The sequence below is a fragment of the Streptomyces sp. NPDC006487 genome (assembly GCF_042870555.1).
Taxonomy (GTDB): domain Bacteria; phylum Actinomycetota; class Actinomycetes; order Streptomycetales; family Streptomycetaceae; genus Streptomyces.
On sequence record NZ_JBIAHN010000015.1, the window covers coordinates 149,133 to 162,567 of the forward strand.

General features: G+C 70.1%; 15 protein-coding genes. 11 read left to right on the top strand and 4 right to left on the bottom strand.

Annotation, left to right across the window (positions count from 1 at the left end):
* Positions 1 to 9 precede the first annotated feature (9 nt).
* Together ACFYM0_RS26590 and ACFYM0_RS26595 are read left to right on the top strand one after the other, a co-directional pair.
* Positions 10 to 360, top strand: coding sequence for a hypothetical protein (locus ACFYM0_RS26590; protein WP_388505683.1), 351 nt, complete (start codon positions 10 to 12; stop codon positions 358 to 360).
* A gap of 170 nt (positions 361 to 530) precedes the next feature.
* Entirely contained in the window at positions 531 to 1,664 is a 1,134-nt protein-coding gene (locus ACFYM0_RS26595; protein ID WP_388505685.1) for an amidohydrolase family protein, read from the top strand.
* A gap of 42 nt (positions 1,665 to 1,706) precedes the next feature.
* On the opposite strand, the gene ACFYM0_RS26600 is transcribed toward ACFYM0_RS26595, so the two are convergent.
* From ACFYM0_RS26600 to ACFYM0_RS26615, 4 genes are all read right to left on the bottom strand, one after another.
* Positions 1,707 to 2,696 (bottom strand): heme A synthase, encoded by a 990-nt coding sequence (locus ACFYM0_RS26600; RefSeq protein ID WP_388505686.1) that lies wholly within the window; start codon positions 2,694 to 2,696, stop codon positions 1,707 to 1,709.
* 4 nt (positions 2,697 to 2,700) lie between these two features.
* Positions 2,701 to 3,837: a hypothetical protein gene (locus tag ACFYM0_RS26605; RefSeq protein ID WP_388505688.1), complete on the bottom strand. Its 1,137-nt coding sequence runs from the start codon at positions 3,835 to 3,837 to the stop codon at positions 2,701 to 2,703.
* 79 nt (positions 3,838 to 3,916) lie between these two features.
* Complete coding sequence (locus ACFYM0_RS26610; protein WP_388505690.1) at positions 3,917 to 4,684, bottom strand: ABC transporter permease; 768 nt, start codon at positions 4,682 to 4,684, stop codon at positions 3,917 to 3,919.
* 88 nt (positions 4,685 to 4,772) lie between these two features.
* A complete protein-coding gene (locus ACFYM0_RS26615; protein ID WP_388505692.1) occupies positions 4,773 to 5,699 on the bottom strand; it encodes an ABC transporter ATP-binding protein in 927 nt (308 codons plus the stop codon).
* A 133-nt stretch (positions 5,700 to 5,832) separates the two neighbouring features.
* Between ACFYM0_RS26615 and ACFYM0_RS26620 the strand changes: the two genes are divergently transcribed.
* The 9 genes from ACFYM0_RS26620 (at position 5,833) to ACFYM0_RS26660 (ending at position 13,332) form a co-directional block, all read left to right on the top strand.
* Positions 5,833 to 6,624, top strand: a complete 792-nt coding sequence (locus ACFYM0_RS26620; protein WP_388505694.1) for a formate/nitrite transporter family protein — start codon at positions 5,833 to 5,835, stop codon at positions 6,622 to 6,624.
* Positions 6,625 to 6,725: 101 nt separating this feature from the next.
* Positions 6,726 to 7,505: a helix-turn-helix transcriptional regulator gene (locus ACFYM0_RS26625; RefSeq protein WP_388505696.1), complete on the top strand. Its 780-nt coding sequence runs from the start codon at positions 6,726 to 6,728 to the stop codon at positions 7,503 to 7,505.
* On the top strand, positions 7,502 to 8,917 hold the full coding sequence (sufB, locus tag ACFYM0_RS26630) for a Fe-S cluster assembly protein SufB (protein WP_243338403.1): 1,416 nt from the start codon (positions 7,502 to 7,504) through the stop codon (positions 8,915 to 8,917). Before ACFYM0_RS26625 ends, sufB begins: the two co-directional genes overlap by 4 nt.
* Before the next feature lie 59 nt (positions 8,918 to 8,976).
* Positions 8,977 to 10,155: a Fe-S cluster assembly protein SufD gene (sufD, locus tag ACFYM0_RS26635; RefSeq protein ID WP_388505698.1), complete on the top strand. Its 1,179-nt coding sequence runs from the start codon at positions 8,977 to 8,979 to the stop codon at positions 10,153 to 10,155.
* The gene (locus tag ACFYM0_RS26640; RefSeq protein ID WP_327252120.1) at positions 10,155 to 10,472 is read left to right on the top strand and encodes a bifunctional 3-phenylpropionate/cinnamic acid dioxygenase ferredoxin subunit; all 318 of its coding nucleotides are present in this window, start codon (positions 10,155 to 10,157) and stop codon (positions 10,470 to 10,472) included. The genes sufD and ACFYM0_RS26640 overlap by 1 nt, the downstream gene beginning before the upstream one ends.
* Positions 10,473 to 10,479: 7 nt before the next feature.
* Positions 10,480 to 11,247 carry a Fe-S cluster assembly ATPase SufC gene (gene sufC / locus ACFYM0_RS26645; RefSeq protein WP_327252119.1) on the top strand — a complete coding sequence of 256 codons (768 nt, stop codon included), beginning with the start codon at positions 10,480 to 10,482 and terminating at the stop codon, positions 11,245 to 11,247.
* Positions 11,244 to 12,500 (top strand): cysteine desulfurase, encoded by a 1,257-nt coding sequence (locus ACFYM0_RS26650; RefSeq protein ID WP_327252118.1) that lies wholly within the window; start codon positions 11,244 to 11,246, stop codon positions 12,498 to 12,500. Before sufC ends, ACFYM0_RS26650 begins: the two co-directional genes overlap by 4 nt.
* A gap of 29 nt (positions 12,501 to 12,529) precedes the next feature.
* A complete protein-coding gene (gene sufU / locus ACFYM0_RS26655; RefSeq protein WP_266909696.1) occupies positions 12,530 to 12,991 on the top strand; it encodes a Fe-S cluster assembly sulfur transfer protein SufU in 462 nt (153 codons plus the stop codon).
* The gene (locus ACFYM0_RS26660; protein ID WP_073913993.1) at positions 12,988 to 13,332 is read left to right on the top strand and encodes a metal-sulfur cluster assembly factor; all 345 of its coding nucleotides are present in this window, start codon (positions 12,988 to 12,990) and stop codon (positions 13,330 to 13,332) included. Before sufU ends, ACFYM0_RS26660 begins: the two co-directional genes overlap by 4 nt.
* Positions 13,333 to 13,435: the final 103 nt, after the last annotated feature.

Below are 13,435 nucleotides of genomic sequence, written 5' to 3' on the forward strand. Positions count from 1 at the left end.
ATGCTGCCCATGGCAGACACCGAGGAGACCGCCGCCACGGCGGACAAGAAGCAGGACCGTACGGCCGCGAAGCTGGCCAAGCAGATCGGCGCGTTCGCCAAGCAGCACGGCGGCGCCGAGGGCCACCTGGCGCACATCGGCCAGGCGGGAACCCGGATCGTCCTCGTCGGCACCGACGGAGGCTGGGGCGACCTGGTGGCCCCGGCGTACGACACCGCGCGGCTCGCGGCCGAGAAGGCCGGGCTGACCCTTCACGAGGAGTTCGACGGCGAGTTCGCCGCGCGGGTGCGGACCGGTCCGTACGAGTGGTCCCGGATGGCCGGCATCCAGCTCGGCGGAACCGCGAACCCGGCGGCCTGACCCGGCCGATCTTGGCCTGATCTTTGGCCTGATCATTGGCTTGAACGTTTCTGCTTCTTGATCACCTCTGCGTCACCCGCTCGGTCAACAGCGCGAGCAACACCTCACACCCCGCTCACCCGTTAGGACGTGTGGAAGCCCCTTCCTCACGTCCGCAACGGGATGCCCGGATGATCGAAACGCCGCCGCTGGTGGACCAGTACTGCCAGGGAGTGCTCCGCACGGAGCTCGGCCTCGCCACCTTCGAGGCCCAGCTCGTCCCCTCGGCCGGCCCGCCAGCCGCCGGCACCACCTTCTTCGACACCCAGACCGGCTTCGCGGTGCGCCGCTGGTGCCCGCCGCTGCTCGGGCTCGAAACGCACTGCGCCCCCGCCCTCTACCTCGCCCGGCGGCGCGAGCTGGGCGCCGCCGAGTCGGCCCGCCGGCTGCTGCGCGGCTGCGGGGTCGGCGCCCGGCTCGTCGACTCCGGGATGCCCGGCGACCTCACCGGGCCCAAGGAACTGGCCCTGGCCGGCGAGGCGGAGGCCTTCGAGCTGGTGCGGCCGGAGCTGCTGGCCGAGCAGGCGGCGGACGCCTCCGGGACCGTGGCCGCCTTCCTGGCCAACCTCGCGGGGGCGGTCCACCACGCCGCGGCCGGGGCCGTGGCCTTCACCTGCGGGGCGGGAGCCGGAGCCCGGCCCGGGGCGCAGAGCGCGGCCCGGGACTGGGGAGCGGCCCTCGAAGCGGCGCCCGAGCCGCCCGGTCCGGGCGAGGTGCGGGGCGCGGCCGGGCGCTGGCTGGCCGCGCGGGCCGAGGGCGGGGTCCTGCGGGATCCCGTACTCCTGCGGCACCTGGCGTGGAGCGCGGTGTCGGCCGGGCTGCCGCTCCAGCTGCACACGGGCGCGGAGCCGGGGGAGCCGGAGCGGCTGACCGGGTTCCTGCGGGCGACCGAGGGCCTGGGGGCGCGGCTGGTGCTGATCGGCGGGTACCCCCACCACCGGCAGGCCGCGCGGCTGGCCGCGGCCTTCCCGCACGTCCACGCCGACCTCGGCGCGGCGCTGGGGCCCGCGGGGGCACGGGCGGCCGCCGTACTGGCGGAGTGCCTGGAGACCGCGCCGTTCGGGAAGCTGATGTTCTCCGGCGGCGGTCGGCAGCTGCCCGAACTGCACGCGGTGGGCGCGCTGGTCTTCCGGGAAGCGCTCGGCCGGGTGCTCGGCGGCTGGGTCGCGGACGGCTCCTGGTCCTGGCGGGACGCGGAGCGCGTGGCGGCGATGGTCGCGGCGGGCAATGCCCGCCGCGTCTACCGGCTGGACGAACGGGGCTGACGAACGGTGCCGGCCGGCGGTCGGCCCCGCCGGGTCAGCGGCTCAGACCGCGGCGAGGCTGGCGTCGCCCCGGGCCGGGATCCCGGCCTCCTCGGACGGACGCTCGCGCAGGCTCAGGACCACCCGGACCACCGAGATCCACACCAGGCAGGAGCCGAGCATGTGGGCCGCCACGAGGGCCTCGGGCACCTCGGTGAAGTACTGGACGTAACCGATGGCGCCCTGCGAGAGCAGCACGACCAGCAGGTCGCGGGCGCGCGCCCGGGTGTCCACGGGGGCGTCGACCACGCGCAGCACCAGCCACATCGCGACGGCGAGCGCGCACACCACCCAGGCGGAAACGGCGTGCACGTGGGCGGTGGCCGACCAGTCGAACGGCATCCGCCTGATCTCGCTGCTGTCGCCGGCGTGCGGGCCGGAACCGGTGACGACCGTGCCCGCCGCGATCAGCACGGCGGTGGCCGCGAGCAGCGCCCAGGAGAGCTTGCGCACCGGAGAGGGCACCCGCGGCCGGGCCGGGCCGTCACCCTCGCGGGTGCGCTGCCAGGTGATCGTCGTCACGGTGATCAGCGAGGTGGCGAGCATGAAGTGCCCGGCAACGCTGTAGGGGTTGAGGCCCGTCAGCACGGTGATGCCGCCGAGGACCGCGTTGCCCATCACGATGGCGAACTGGAGCCAGCCGAGCCGGGTCAGCGAGCGGCGCCACGGCTTGGCGCAGCGGGCGGCGGTGATAGCCCAGCCAACGGCCGCGCAGAGCACGTACGTCAGCATGCGGTTGCCGAACTCGATGGCGCCGTGGAAGCCCTGTTCCTGGGTCACGATCAGGCTGTCGCTCGTGCACTTGGGCCAGGTGTCGCAGCCGAGACCGGATCCGGTCAGCCGCACGGCGCCGCCGGTGACGACGATGACGACGCTCATGACAACCGCTGCGAGCGCGGCTCGCCGGACGGTCCGGGGTGACGGCGTCCAGCGGCTGGCGAGATATGAGAGGGGGGTCAACACGGCCCTTATCGTACGCGGACACTTGTGCAAAGTTTCACGAGGGGGTGGCGGTGGCTCCCTCAGGGCCGATGACCAGCCGGAACCGGGCCCCGGCGGGGTCGCCTTCCGTGTGCCACCAGACGCGGATCCGCCAATGGGCGCCCTCGCCCGGGTAGTCGGCCGAGGTCGCGAAACCCCGCACCAATTCGGTCCCTACGTCCTCGGCCGTCCTATTTCTCACTTCCGCCCCGCTGTGCCATGGATGTGACTGTACGTTCCACAGTCCGTCGGGGCCGCGGACCTCGACGCGCCACACCGCGACCCAGGGGGTCACCTCCAGCATCGTGTGGACCTGGTCGGCCTCCAGGCCCAGCCCGGCGGCGATCTCCGCCTCGGGGACGCCCTGCACGCGGGCGGCCACCACGGCCTGGGGCAGCAGCCGTTCGGGCAACAGCCCGCGGGTGCGCAGGCCGGCCAGGGAGGCGAAGGACAGGAAGCGCAGCCGCAGTTCGAGCTGGCGGCCGATGTGGTCCAAGGCCTCCTCGGCCTCCTGCGACTCGTCGGAGCCGGGAGCGGCGAGCAGCAGCCGCCGGAAGGAGCCCTCCGCGTCGACCGCCCAGGCCACGGACTCCTCGGCCAGGCCCAGCTCCGCGAGCCGGTCGCCGAGGAACACCTTCGCCTGCGCGAGGCCCCGCTGATTGACCGGATCCTCCTGGTCCAGGGACGCCCAGACCTCGACCGCGCCGCGCGTCAGGTCCCGGGCCCGCTCGCCGGCGGCCCGTTCCATGGGGCTCGGGCCGCTCTCGGAGCCGGGGCCCAGCGGGTGCTTCGGCAGCCGCTCCCCGTCACTGAGCGGCCAGGACAGCCAGACGCCCTGGTTGATCAGTCCCCGGGCGTACCAGCGGGCGTACTCGGCCGCGTGCCCGGCCGCCTGCTGCGAGAACCGCAGCCCCTCCTCGATGGCGGCCAGCGCCCCGCCCCGGTCCCCGCCCGCGAACCGGCGGGCCGCCAGGTCGCCCAGGCGCAGACCCAGCCGGGCCGCGCACTCGGCGTCGGCGCGGGCCGGCTCGCGCAGGGCTCCGATCAGCTCGGCCAGCAGGGCGTCGGCCTCCGCGGGCTCCGCGTGCGCCGCGCCCGACCGGATCCGTGCCCACTGTTCGTCCAGCCGCAGAACGGCCTCCCGCTGCGCCATGCCGCCCCCCGGCGTCTGTGGTGCGCTCCCCTGTGGAGGCGACCATCCTCCTGCCGGGGCAACGCTCGGGGGAAGGGATTCACTCCCAGCGGAACCAGCGCGCCGCGGCCCCCAGGCCGAGTACGGCCCAGACCGCCAGGATCGCCGCGTCGCCCCAGGGCAGCGCGGTCCCGTGCTGCAGCACCTCGCGCAGCCCGTCGGAGAGCGCGGAGATCGGGAGCAGGCCGAGGACGGACTGGACCGCTCCGGGGAACTTGTCCATCGGCACGATCACCCCGCCGCCGACCAGGAGCAGCAGGAAGACCAGGTTGGCGGCGGCCAGGGTGGCCTCCGCCCGCAGGGTGCCCGCCATGAGCAGGCCGAGCCCGGAGAAGGCGGCGGTGCCGAGCAGGATCAGCAGGGCGGCGGACAGCGGGTCCCCGTGCGGGGACCAGCCCAGGGCGAAGGCGATCACCGTCAGCAGCGCGATCTGCAGCACCTCGGTGACCAGCACGGACAGCGTCTTGGCGGCCAACAGCGCCCAGCGCGGCAGCGGGGAGGCCCCGAGCCGCTTGAGGATCCCGTAGCGCCGATCGAAGCCGGTGGCGATGGCCTGGCCGGTGAAGGCGGTGGACATCACGGCCAGCGCCAGGATGCCGGGGGCGAGGAAGTCCACGGACTTGCCCGTGCCCACGTCGATGATGTCGACCGCCGAGAACAGCACCAGCAGCAGCGCCGGGATGATCACGGTCAGCAGCAGCTGCTCCCCGTTGCGCAGGAGCATCCGGGTCTCCAGAGCCGTCTGCGCCAGGATCATGCGGGACACGGGCGCGGCGCCCGGGCGGGGGGTGAACGTACCGGCACTCATGAACGCAGCTCCTTACCGGTGAGCTCCAGGCTGTGTCGTCCCGGGGGACGACCCCCGGACCCCCGGCGAGGGTGGGTGGCGATCGGCGTCATGAACGCAGCTCCTTACCGGTGAGCTCCAGAAAAACGTCTTCGAGGGTGTGCCGCTCCACCGAGAGGCTGGCGGGCATCACCCCGTGCTGCGCGCACCAGGAGGTGACGGTGGCCAGCAGCTGGGGGTCCACGTCGCCGGTGACCCGGTAGACGCCGGGGAGGAGCTCGGCGGCCTGGGTGCCGTCGGGCAGGGCCTTCAGCAGGGAGCCGACGTCGAGCGCGGGGCGGCCGGTGAAGCGCAGGGTGTTCTCGGCGCCGCCGCGGCACAGCGCGTCGGGGGTGCCGTGGGCGATGACCTTGCCCGCGTCGACGATGGCGACCTCGTCCGCGAGCTGCTCGGCCTCGTCCATGTGGTGCGTGGTGAGCACGACCGAAACCCCGTCGGCGCGCAGTTCCCGTACGAGTTCCCAGGTCGCGCGGCGGGCCTGCGGGTCGAGGCCCGCGGTCGGCTCGTCCAGGAAGACCAGCTCGGGGCGGCCGACGACGGCCATGGCGAGGGCGAGGCGCTGCTGCTGGCCGCCGGAGAGCCGGCGGTAGGGGGTGCGGCCGCAGCCGCCGAGGCCGAGGCGGTCCACCAGGGTGGGGACGTCCAGGGGGTCGGCGTGCAGCTTGGCCATGTGGCGCAGCATCTCGACGGCCCGGGCGCCGGAGTAGACCCCGCCGGACTGGAGCATCACGCCGATGCGCGGGCGCAGGGACCCGGCCTGGGTCACGGGGTCGAGGCCGAGGACGCGGACGGATCCGGCGTCGGGGCGGCGGTAGCCCTCGCAGGTTTCCACAGTGGTCGTTTTGCCCGCGCCGTTGGGACCAAGGACTGCGGTGACCGAGGCCCTCCGGACGGTGAGGTCCAGGCCGTCCACCGCCGTTTTGGGGCCGTACCGCTTCACCAGTCCGCGGATTTCCACGGCGGGGTCGTTGCTCATGGGGAGTGAGTCTACGGAGCCGCTGGAGGTGACCGGGGTGGGGTCGTAGGTCCCGCCCCCGCAGGGTCACGGACCTGCCCATTCGTGACTTTATCGTCCGCCTCGGGATGCGGCCGGACCCTAACGTCGAATGGTGAACAGCATCGCTCAGAACGTCGAAGCCACCTCGGGGCAGGCCGAGCACAAGGCCCATGACCTCGGGCATCCGCCGCGCTACTTCGTGTCGGCGATGCTCGCGGGCGCCTACATCGCCGTCGGCGAGGTGCTGCTCCTGGTCGCGATCTCGCCGTTCGTGGCCAAGGGCTCGCCGGCCGTGAAGCTGCTGGAGGGTGCGGTCTTCCCGATCGCCCTGACCATCGTGATGTTCGCCGGCGCCCAGCTCTTCACCAGCAACGTGATGGTCATGCTGGTCGGCGCCCTGTCCGGGCGGACCGGTCCGAGGGACCTGATCCTGTCCTGGACGCTCTCGCTGGCCGGGAACCTGGCCGGGGCCTTCGCCTTCGGGGCCATGGTGCACGCCTCCGGCGTGGTCTCCTCGCCCTCGGCGCGGTCCATGCTCACCGAGATGGTGCACGGGAAGATGGCGCTGAGCGGCGGGCAGCTGTTCTGGCGCGCGGTCCTCTGCAACATGCTGGTCTGCCTGGCCATCTGGATGTTCACCCGGGCCCGCGGCGATGCCGCCAAGATTTTCGTCCTGTGGCTGCCGGTGGCTGTTTTTGTCGCCGTCGGATTCGAACACTGTGTAGCGAACATGGCTGTTTTCAGCCTCGCGATCCTGGATGGCTCAGCCGGGTTCGGTGATCTTTTCCGGAATCTGATGTTCACCGTGCCGGGGAACATCGTGGGAGGGGGATTGCTGGTGGGGGCCGTTTACTGGTTCACCGGCGGGGCCCTGCGGGAAGCCGGAGAGTCGACTTCCGCTTAACGCTCCGTAGATAAATAAGGTAACCCTTAGTGATGGAGGCCACCAGAGGTGGTCTCCATCACGGCTTGTCGGGGCCCGACTAATTACGCAACAATGGCGTTGTGAAATACGGCGAACGGATGAGCGAGGCCCCCCAGGGCGAACTCGCGACCGGGGAGCGGTCAACCCGCAACCGGGTCGCGCGGTCGATCCTGGATCACGGTCCTTCCACCGTCGCCGACCTCGCCCAGCGCCTCGGCCTCACCCAGGCCGCCGTTCGCCGCCACCTCGACACGCTCGTCGCCGACGACGTCGTCGAACCCCGTGAGCAGCGCGTGTACGGCGCACGGACCCGAGGTCGGCCCGCCAAGGTCTTCGCCCTGACCGACTGCGGTCGGGACGCCTTCGACCAGTCCTACGACTCGCTCGCCGCCGACGCCATGCGCTGGATCGCGCAGGCCGCCGGGGGCGGGGAGCAGGGCGAGGCGGCCGTGGCCGCCTTCGCGAAGGCCAGGCTGACGGCGCAGGCGGAGACCTACCGCGAGGCCGTGGAAGCGGCCGACCCCGCGGAACGCACCGAGGCCCTTGCCAAGGCGTTGACCGGAGACGGGTACGCTGCTACGGCGAAGAGCGCTCCCGGTCCGCACAGCGGTGAACAGCTCTGCCAGCACCACTGCCCGGTCGCACACGTCGCCGAGCAGTTCCCGCAGCTCTGCGAGGCGGAGACCGAGGTCTTCTCCCGCCTGCTCGGGACGCACGTGCAGCGTCTCGCCACGATCGCCCACGGCGACGGGGTGTGCACGACGTTCATTCCACGCAGTGGGAGCGGCGTCCGTGCCGCAGGCGCCACACAGACCGACATTTCAGTATCTGCAAGTACGGCCGGGAGGAACCCCGCATGACCACGGAGACTGCTCACCCTGAGCTCGATGGCCTGGGCACCTACGAATACGGATGGGTCGACTCCGACGCGGCCGGCGCGGTCGCCAAGCGAGGCCTGTCCGAAGAGGTCGTCCGCGACATCTCGGCGAAGAAGTCCGAGCCGGAGTGGATGCTGAACCTCCGTCTCAAGGGCCTCAAGCTGTTCGGCAAGAAGCCCATGCCCAACTGGGGTTCCGACCTCTCGGGCATCGACTTCGACAACATCAAGTACTTCGTGCGTTCCACCGAGAAGCAGGCCGCTTCGTGGGAGGACCTGCCGGAGGACATCAAGAACACGTACGACAGGCTCGGCATCCCGGAGGCGGAGAAGCAGCGCCTCGTCGCCGGTGTCGCGGCCCAGTACGAGTCCGAGGTCGTCTACCACCAGATCCGTGAGGACCTGGAGGAGCAGGGCGTCATCTTCCTCGACACGGACACCGCGCTCAAGGAGCACCCGGAGCTCTTCCAGGAGTACTTCGGCACGGTCATCCCGGTCGGCGACAACAAGTTCGCCTCGCTGAACACCGCCGTGTGGTCGGGCGGCTCGTTCATCTACGTCCCCAAGGGCGTCAAGGTCGACATCCCGCTCCAGGCCTACTTCCGTATCAACACGGAGAACATGGGCCAGTTCGAGCGGACGCTGATCATCGTCGACGAGGACGCCTACGTCCACTACGTCGAGGGCTGTACCGCCCCGATCTACTCCTCGGACTCGCTGCACAGCGCCGTGGTCGAGATCATCGTGAAGAAGGGCGGCCGCTGCCGCTACACGACGATCCAGAACTGGTCGAACAACGTCTACAACCTGGTCACCAAGCGCGCCGTGGCGTACGAGGGCGCGACCATGGAGTGGATCGACGGCAACATCGGTTCCAAGGTCACCATGAAGTACCCGGCGGTCTACCTGATGGGCGAGCACGCCAAGGGCGAGACGCTCTCCATCGCCTTCGCGGGCGAGGGCCAGCACCAGGACGCCGGCTCCAAGATGGTCCACATGGCGCCGAACACCTCCTCCAACATCGTCTCGAAGTCGGTGGCCCGAGGCGGCGGCCGCACCTCGTACCGCGGTCTGGTCGAGATCGGCGAAGGGGCCCACGGCTCCAAGTCCAACGTGCTGTGCGACGCGCTCCTGGTCGACACCATCTCCCGCTCGGACACCTACCCCTACGTGGACGTCCGCGAGGACGACGTGTCCATGGGCCACGAGGCGACCGTGTCCAAGGTCTCCGACGACCAGCTCTTCTACCTGATGAGCCGCGGTCTGACGGAGTTCGAGGCCATGGCGATGATCGTGCGCGGCTTCGTCGAGCCGATCGCCCGTGAGCTGCCGATGGAGTACGCGCTGGAGCTGAACCGGCTGATCGAGCTGCAGATGGAAGGCTCGGTCGGTTAGTCCCGGCCCGCCCGACGTCCCGCAGCAGATTCTTTAAGGAAGAGAGCAACACGACAGCCATGGCTGAGGCTCAGAACATTCCGGCGGGTTCGACCACCGCCGGCGCGATCGCGGTGGCCGCCGAGTCCACCGTCGCCACCCGGATGAGTGCCCCCCCGTCCTTCGACGTGGCGGACTTCCCCGTGCCCACCGGACGCGAGGAGGAGTGGCGCTTCACGCCGCTCGCCCGCCTCAAGGGTCTGCACGACGGCACCGCGGTCGCCAACGGCACCATGAAGGCCCAGATCGACGCGCCGGAAGGCGTCACGATCGAATCCGTCGAGCGCGACGACGCCCGCGTCGGCAAGGCCGGCACCCCGGTGGACCGGGTCGCCGCCCAGGCGTTCTCGTCCTTCGCCAAGGCCACGGTCGTGACCGTGCCCAAGGAGGCGGTGCTCACCGAGCCCGTGCGCGTCACGCTGCACGGCGAGGGCGGCACCACCTTCGGCCACACCGTCTTCGACGTGAAGGCCTTCGCCGAGGCCGTCATCGTCATCGACCACACCGGTGACGGCGTGCGCGCGGCCAACGTGGACTTCCTCGTCGGCGACGGCGCCAAGCTCACCGTGGTCTCCGTGCAGGACTGGGACGACACCGCCGTCCACTGCTCCCAGCACAACGCCCTGGTCGGCCGCGACGCGACCTTCAAGTCGATCGTGGTCACCTTCGGCGGAGACCTCGTACGCCTCCACCCGCGCGTGAACTACGCCGGTCCCGGCGGCGAGGCCGAGCTCTTCGGCCTGTACTTCACGGACGCCGGCCAGCACCAGGAGCACCGCCTCCTGGTCGACCACAAGGCCCCGCACTGCAAGTCGAACGTGGTCTACAAGGGCGCGCTCCAGGGCCAGGACGCCCACGCCGTCTGGATCGGTGACGTGCTCATCGAGAAGACCGCCGAGGGCACCGACACCTACGAGATGAACCGCAACCTCGTCCTCACGGACGGCGCGCGGGTCGACTCGGTGCCGAACCTGGAGATCGAGACCGGCGAGATCGTCGGCGCCGGCCACGCCTCCGCGACCGGCCGCTTCGACGACGAGCAGCTCTTCTACCTGCAGTCCCGCGGCATCCCGGCCGACGAGGCCCGCCGTCTGGTCGTGCGCGGCTTCTTCGCCGAGCTCGTCCAGCAGATCGGTGTCGACGACATCGAAGAGCGCCTGCTCGCCAAGATCGAGACCGAGCTCCAGGGTTCCGTCTGATGACCTACATCAAGGCCTGTGCGCTGAGCGAGCTCGAGGAGAACGCCCCCAAGCGGGTCGAACTCGAGGGCACTGCGGTGTCCATCATCCGCGCCGAGGGCGAGGTGTTCGCGATCAACGACATCTGCTCGCACGCGAACGTCTCGCTCTCCGAGGGCGAGGTCGAAGACTGCATGATCGAGTGCTGGCTGCACGGATCGTCCTTCGACCTGCGCACCGGAAAGCCGTCCGGTCTGCCCGCGACGCGCCCTGTCCCCGTTTACCCCGTAAAGATCGAAGGGGACGACGTGCTCGTCTCCCTCACCCAGGAGTCCTGAGGTATCCATGGCAACGCTTGAAATCCACGACCTGCACGTCTCCGTCGAGGCCGAGCAGGGCGCCCGCGAGATCCTCAAGGGCGTCGACCTCACCATCAAGCAGGGTGAGACGCACGCCATCATGGGTCCGAACGGCTCCGGCAAGTCCACCCTGGCGTACTCGCTGGCCGGGCACCCGAAGTACACCATCACCGGTGGAACCGTGACCCTCGACGGCGAAGACGTCCTGGAGATGTCCGTCGACGAGCGCGCCCGCGCCGGCCTGTTCCTCGCGATGCAGTACCCGGTGGAGATCCCCGGCGTCTCGGTCTCCAACTTCCTGCGCACCTCGGCCACCGCCATCCGCGGCGAGGCGCCGAAGCTGCGCACCTGGGTGAAGGAGGTCAAGTCCGCGATGGAGCAGCTCCAGATGGACCCGGCCTTCGCCGAGCGCAACGTCAACGAGGGCTTCTCCGGCGGTGAGAAGAAGCGCCACGAGATCCTTCAGCTGGAGCTCCTCAAGCCGAAGATCGCGATCCTCGACGAGACCGACTCCGGCCTCGACGTGGACGCCCTGCGTCAGGTCTCCGAGGGCGTCAACCGCGTCCACGCGACCGGTGAGGTCGGCACCCTGCTGATCACGCACTACACGCGGATCCTCCGCTACATCAAGCCCGACTTCGTCCACGTCTTCTCCGAGGGCCGCATCGCCGAGTCCGGTGGCGCCGAGCTCGCCGACAAGCTGGAGGCCGAAGGCTACGAGTCGTACAGCACGAAGGGTGGCGCGACCGCGTGACACAGCTGCCTGGCCTCCTCGACATCGAGGCGATCCGCAAGGACTTCCCCCTTCTGGATCGTGTGGTCCACGACGGGAAGAAGATCGTTTACCTGGACAACGCGGCGACTTCGCAGAAGCCCCGCCAGGTACTCGACGCGCTCAACGAGTACTACGAGCAGCACAACGCCAACGTCCACCGCGGCGTGCACGTGCTCGCCGAGGAGGCCACGGCGCTGTACGAGGGCGCTCGCGACAAGGTCGCCGCCTTCATCAACGCTCCGAGCCGCAACGAGGTGATCTTCACCAAGAACGCCTCGGAGTCGCTCAACCTGGTCGCGAACATGCTCGGCTGGGCGGACGAGCCCTACCGGGTCGACCGCGAGACCGAGATCGCCATCACGGAGATGGAGCACCACTCCAACATCGTTCCGTGGCAGCTGCTCTCGCAGCGCACCGGCGCGAAGCTGAAGTGGTTCGGCCTCACCGACGACGGCCGGCTCGACCTGTCCAACATCGAAGAGGTCATCACGGAGAAGACGAAGATCGTCTCCTTCACGCTGGTCTCCAACATCATGGGCACGGTCAACCCGACCGAGGCGATCGTCCGGCGCGCGCAGGAGGTCGGCGCGCTGGTGCTGATCGACGCCTCGCAGGCCGCTCCGCACATGCCGCTCGACGTGCAGGCGCTCGGTGCCGACTTCGTGGCCTTCACCGGTCACAAGATGTGCGGCCCGACCGGCATCGGCGTCCTCTGGGGTCGCCAGGAGCTGCTCGAGGACCTGCCGCCCTTCCTGGGTGGCGGCGAGATGATCGAAACCGTCTCGATGCACTCCTCGACGTACGCCCCGGCGCCCCACAAGTTCGAGGCCGGTACGCCCCCGATCGCCCAGGCCGTCGGCCTCGGCGCGGCCGTGGACTACCTGACCGCGATCGGCATGGACAAGATCGCCGCGCACGAGCACGCGATCACGGAGTACGCGATCAAGCGCCTCGCGGAGGTCCCGGACCTGCGCATCATCGGCCCGACCACGGCCGAGGACCGCGGCGCCGCGATCTCCTTCGTGCTCGGTGACATCCACCCGCACGACGTCGGTCAGGTACTGGACGAGCAGGGCATCGCGGTCCGCGTGGGACACCACTGCGCCCGCCCGGTCTGCCTCCGGTACGGAATTCCGGCGACGACGCGAGCGTCTTTCTACCTGTACTCCTCTCCGGCCGAGGTAGACGCACTGATCGACGGGCTGGAGCACGTACGGAACTTCTTCGGATAAGACGAAGCGACGAAGGCGACGAGGGCGCAGTGAAGCTGGAATCCCTGTACCAGGAACTGATCCTGGACCACTACAAGCACCCGCGCGGGCGAGGCCTGCGCGACGGCGACGCCGAGGTGCACCACGTCAACCCGACGTGCGGTGACGAGATCACCCTGCGCGTGAAGTACGACGGCGAGACCCTCACGGACATCTCGTACGAGGGCCAGGGCTGCTCCATCAGCCAGGCCGGCGCGTCGATACTGAACGAGCTGCTCGTCGGCAAGGAGCTGGGCGAGGCGCGGAAGATCCAGGAAGTCTTCCTGGAGCTGATGCAGTCCAAGGGCAAGATCGAGCCCGACGAGGCCATGGAGGAGGTGCTGGAGGACGCGGTCGCGTTCGCCGGCGTCTCCAAGTATCCGGCCCGGGTGAAGTGTGCTCTGCTGAGCTGGATGGCCTGGAAGGACGCGACCGCCCAGGCACTGGGCGACGCCGAGAGGAAGACGGCATGACCGAGAACGCGACGCCCGAGGCGTCCATCAAGCCGGCCACCGAGGAAGAGGTCCGCGAGGCCCTCTACGACGTGGTCGACCCCGAGCTGGGCATCGACGTCGTCAACCTGGGCCTGATCTACGGCATCCACGTCGACGACGCGAACATCGCGACCCTCGACATGACCCTCACCTCGGCGGCCTGCCCGCTGACGGACGTCATCGAGGACCAGGCGAAGTCGGCTACGGACGGCATCGTCAGCGAACTGCGCATCAACTGGGTGTGGATGCCGCCGTGGGGCCCGGACAAGATCACCGACGACGGCCGCGAGCAGCTGCGCGCGCTCGGTTTCAACGTCTGATCGACGTCTGCCCCAGGCAGGACCCGCACGACGGCCGTCCGACGGCCGAGTGAACACACGACCCCCGGCACACCCGTGCCGGGGGTCGTCTGTTTTCCCGGAG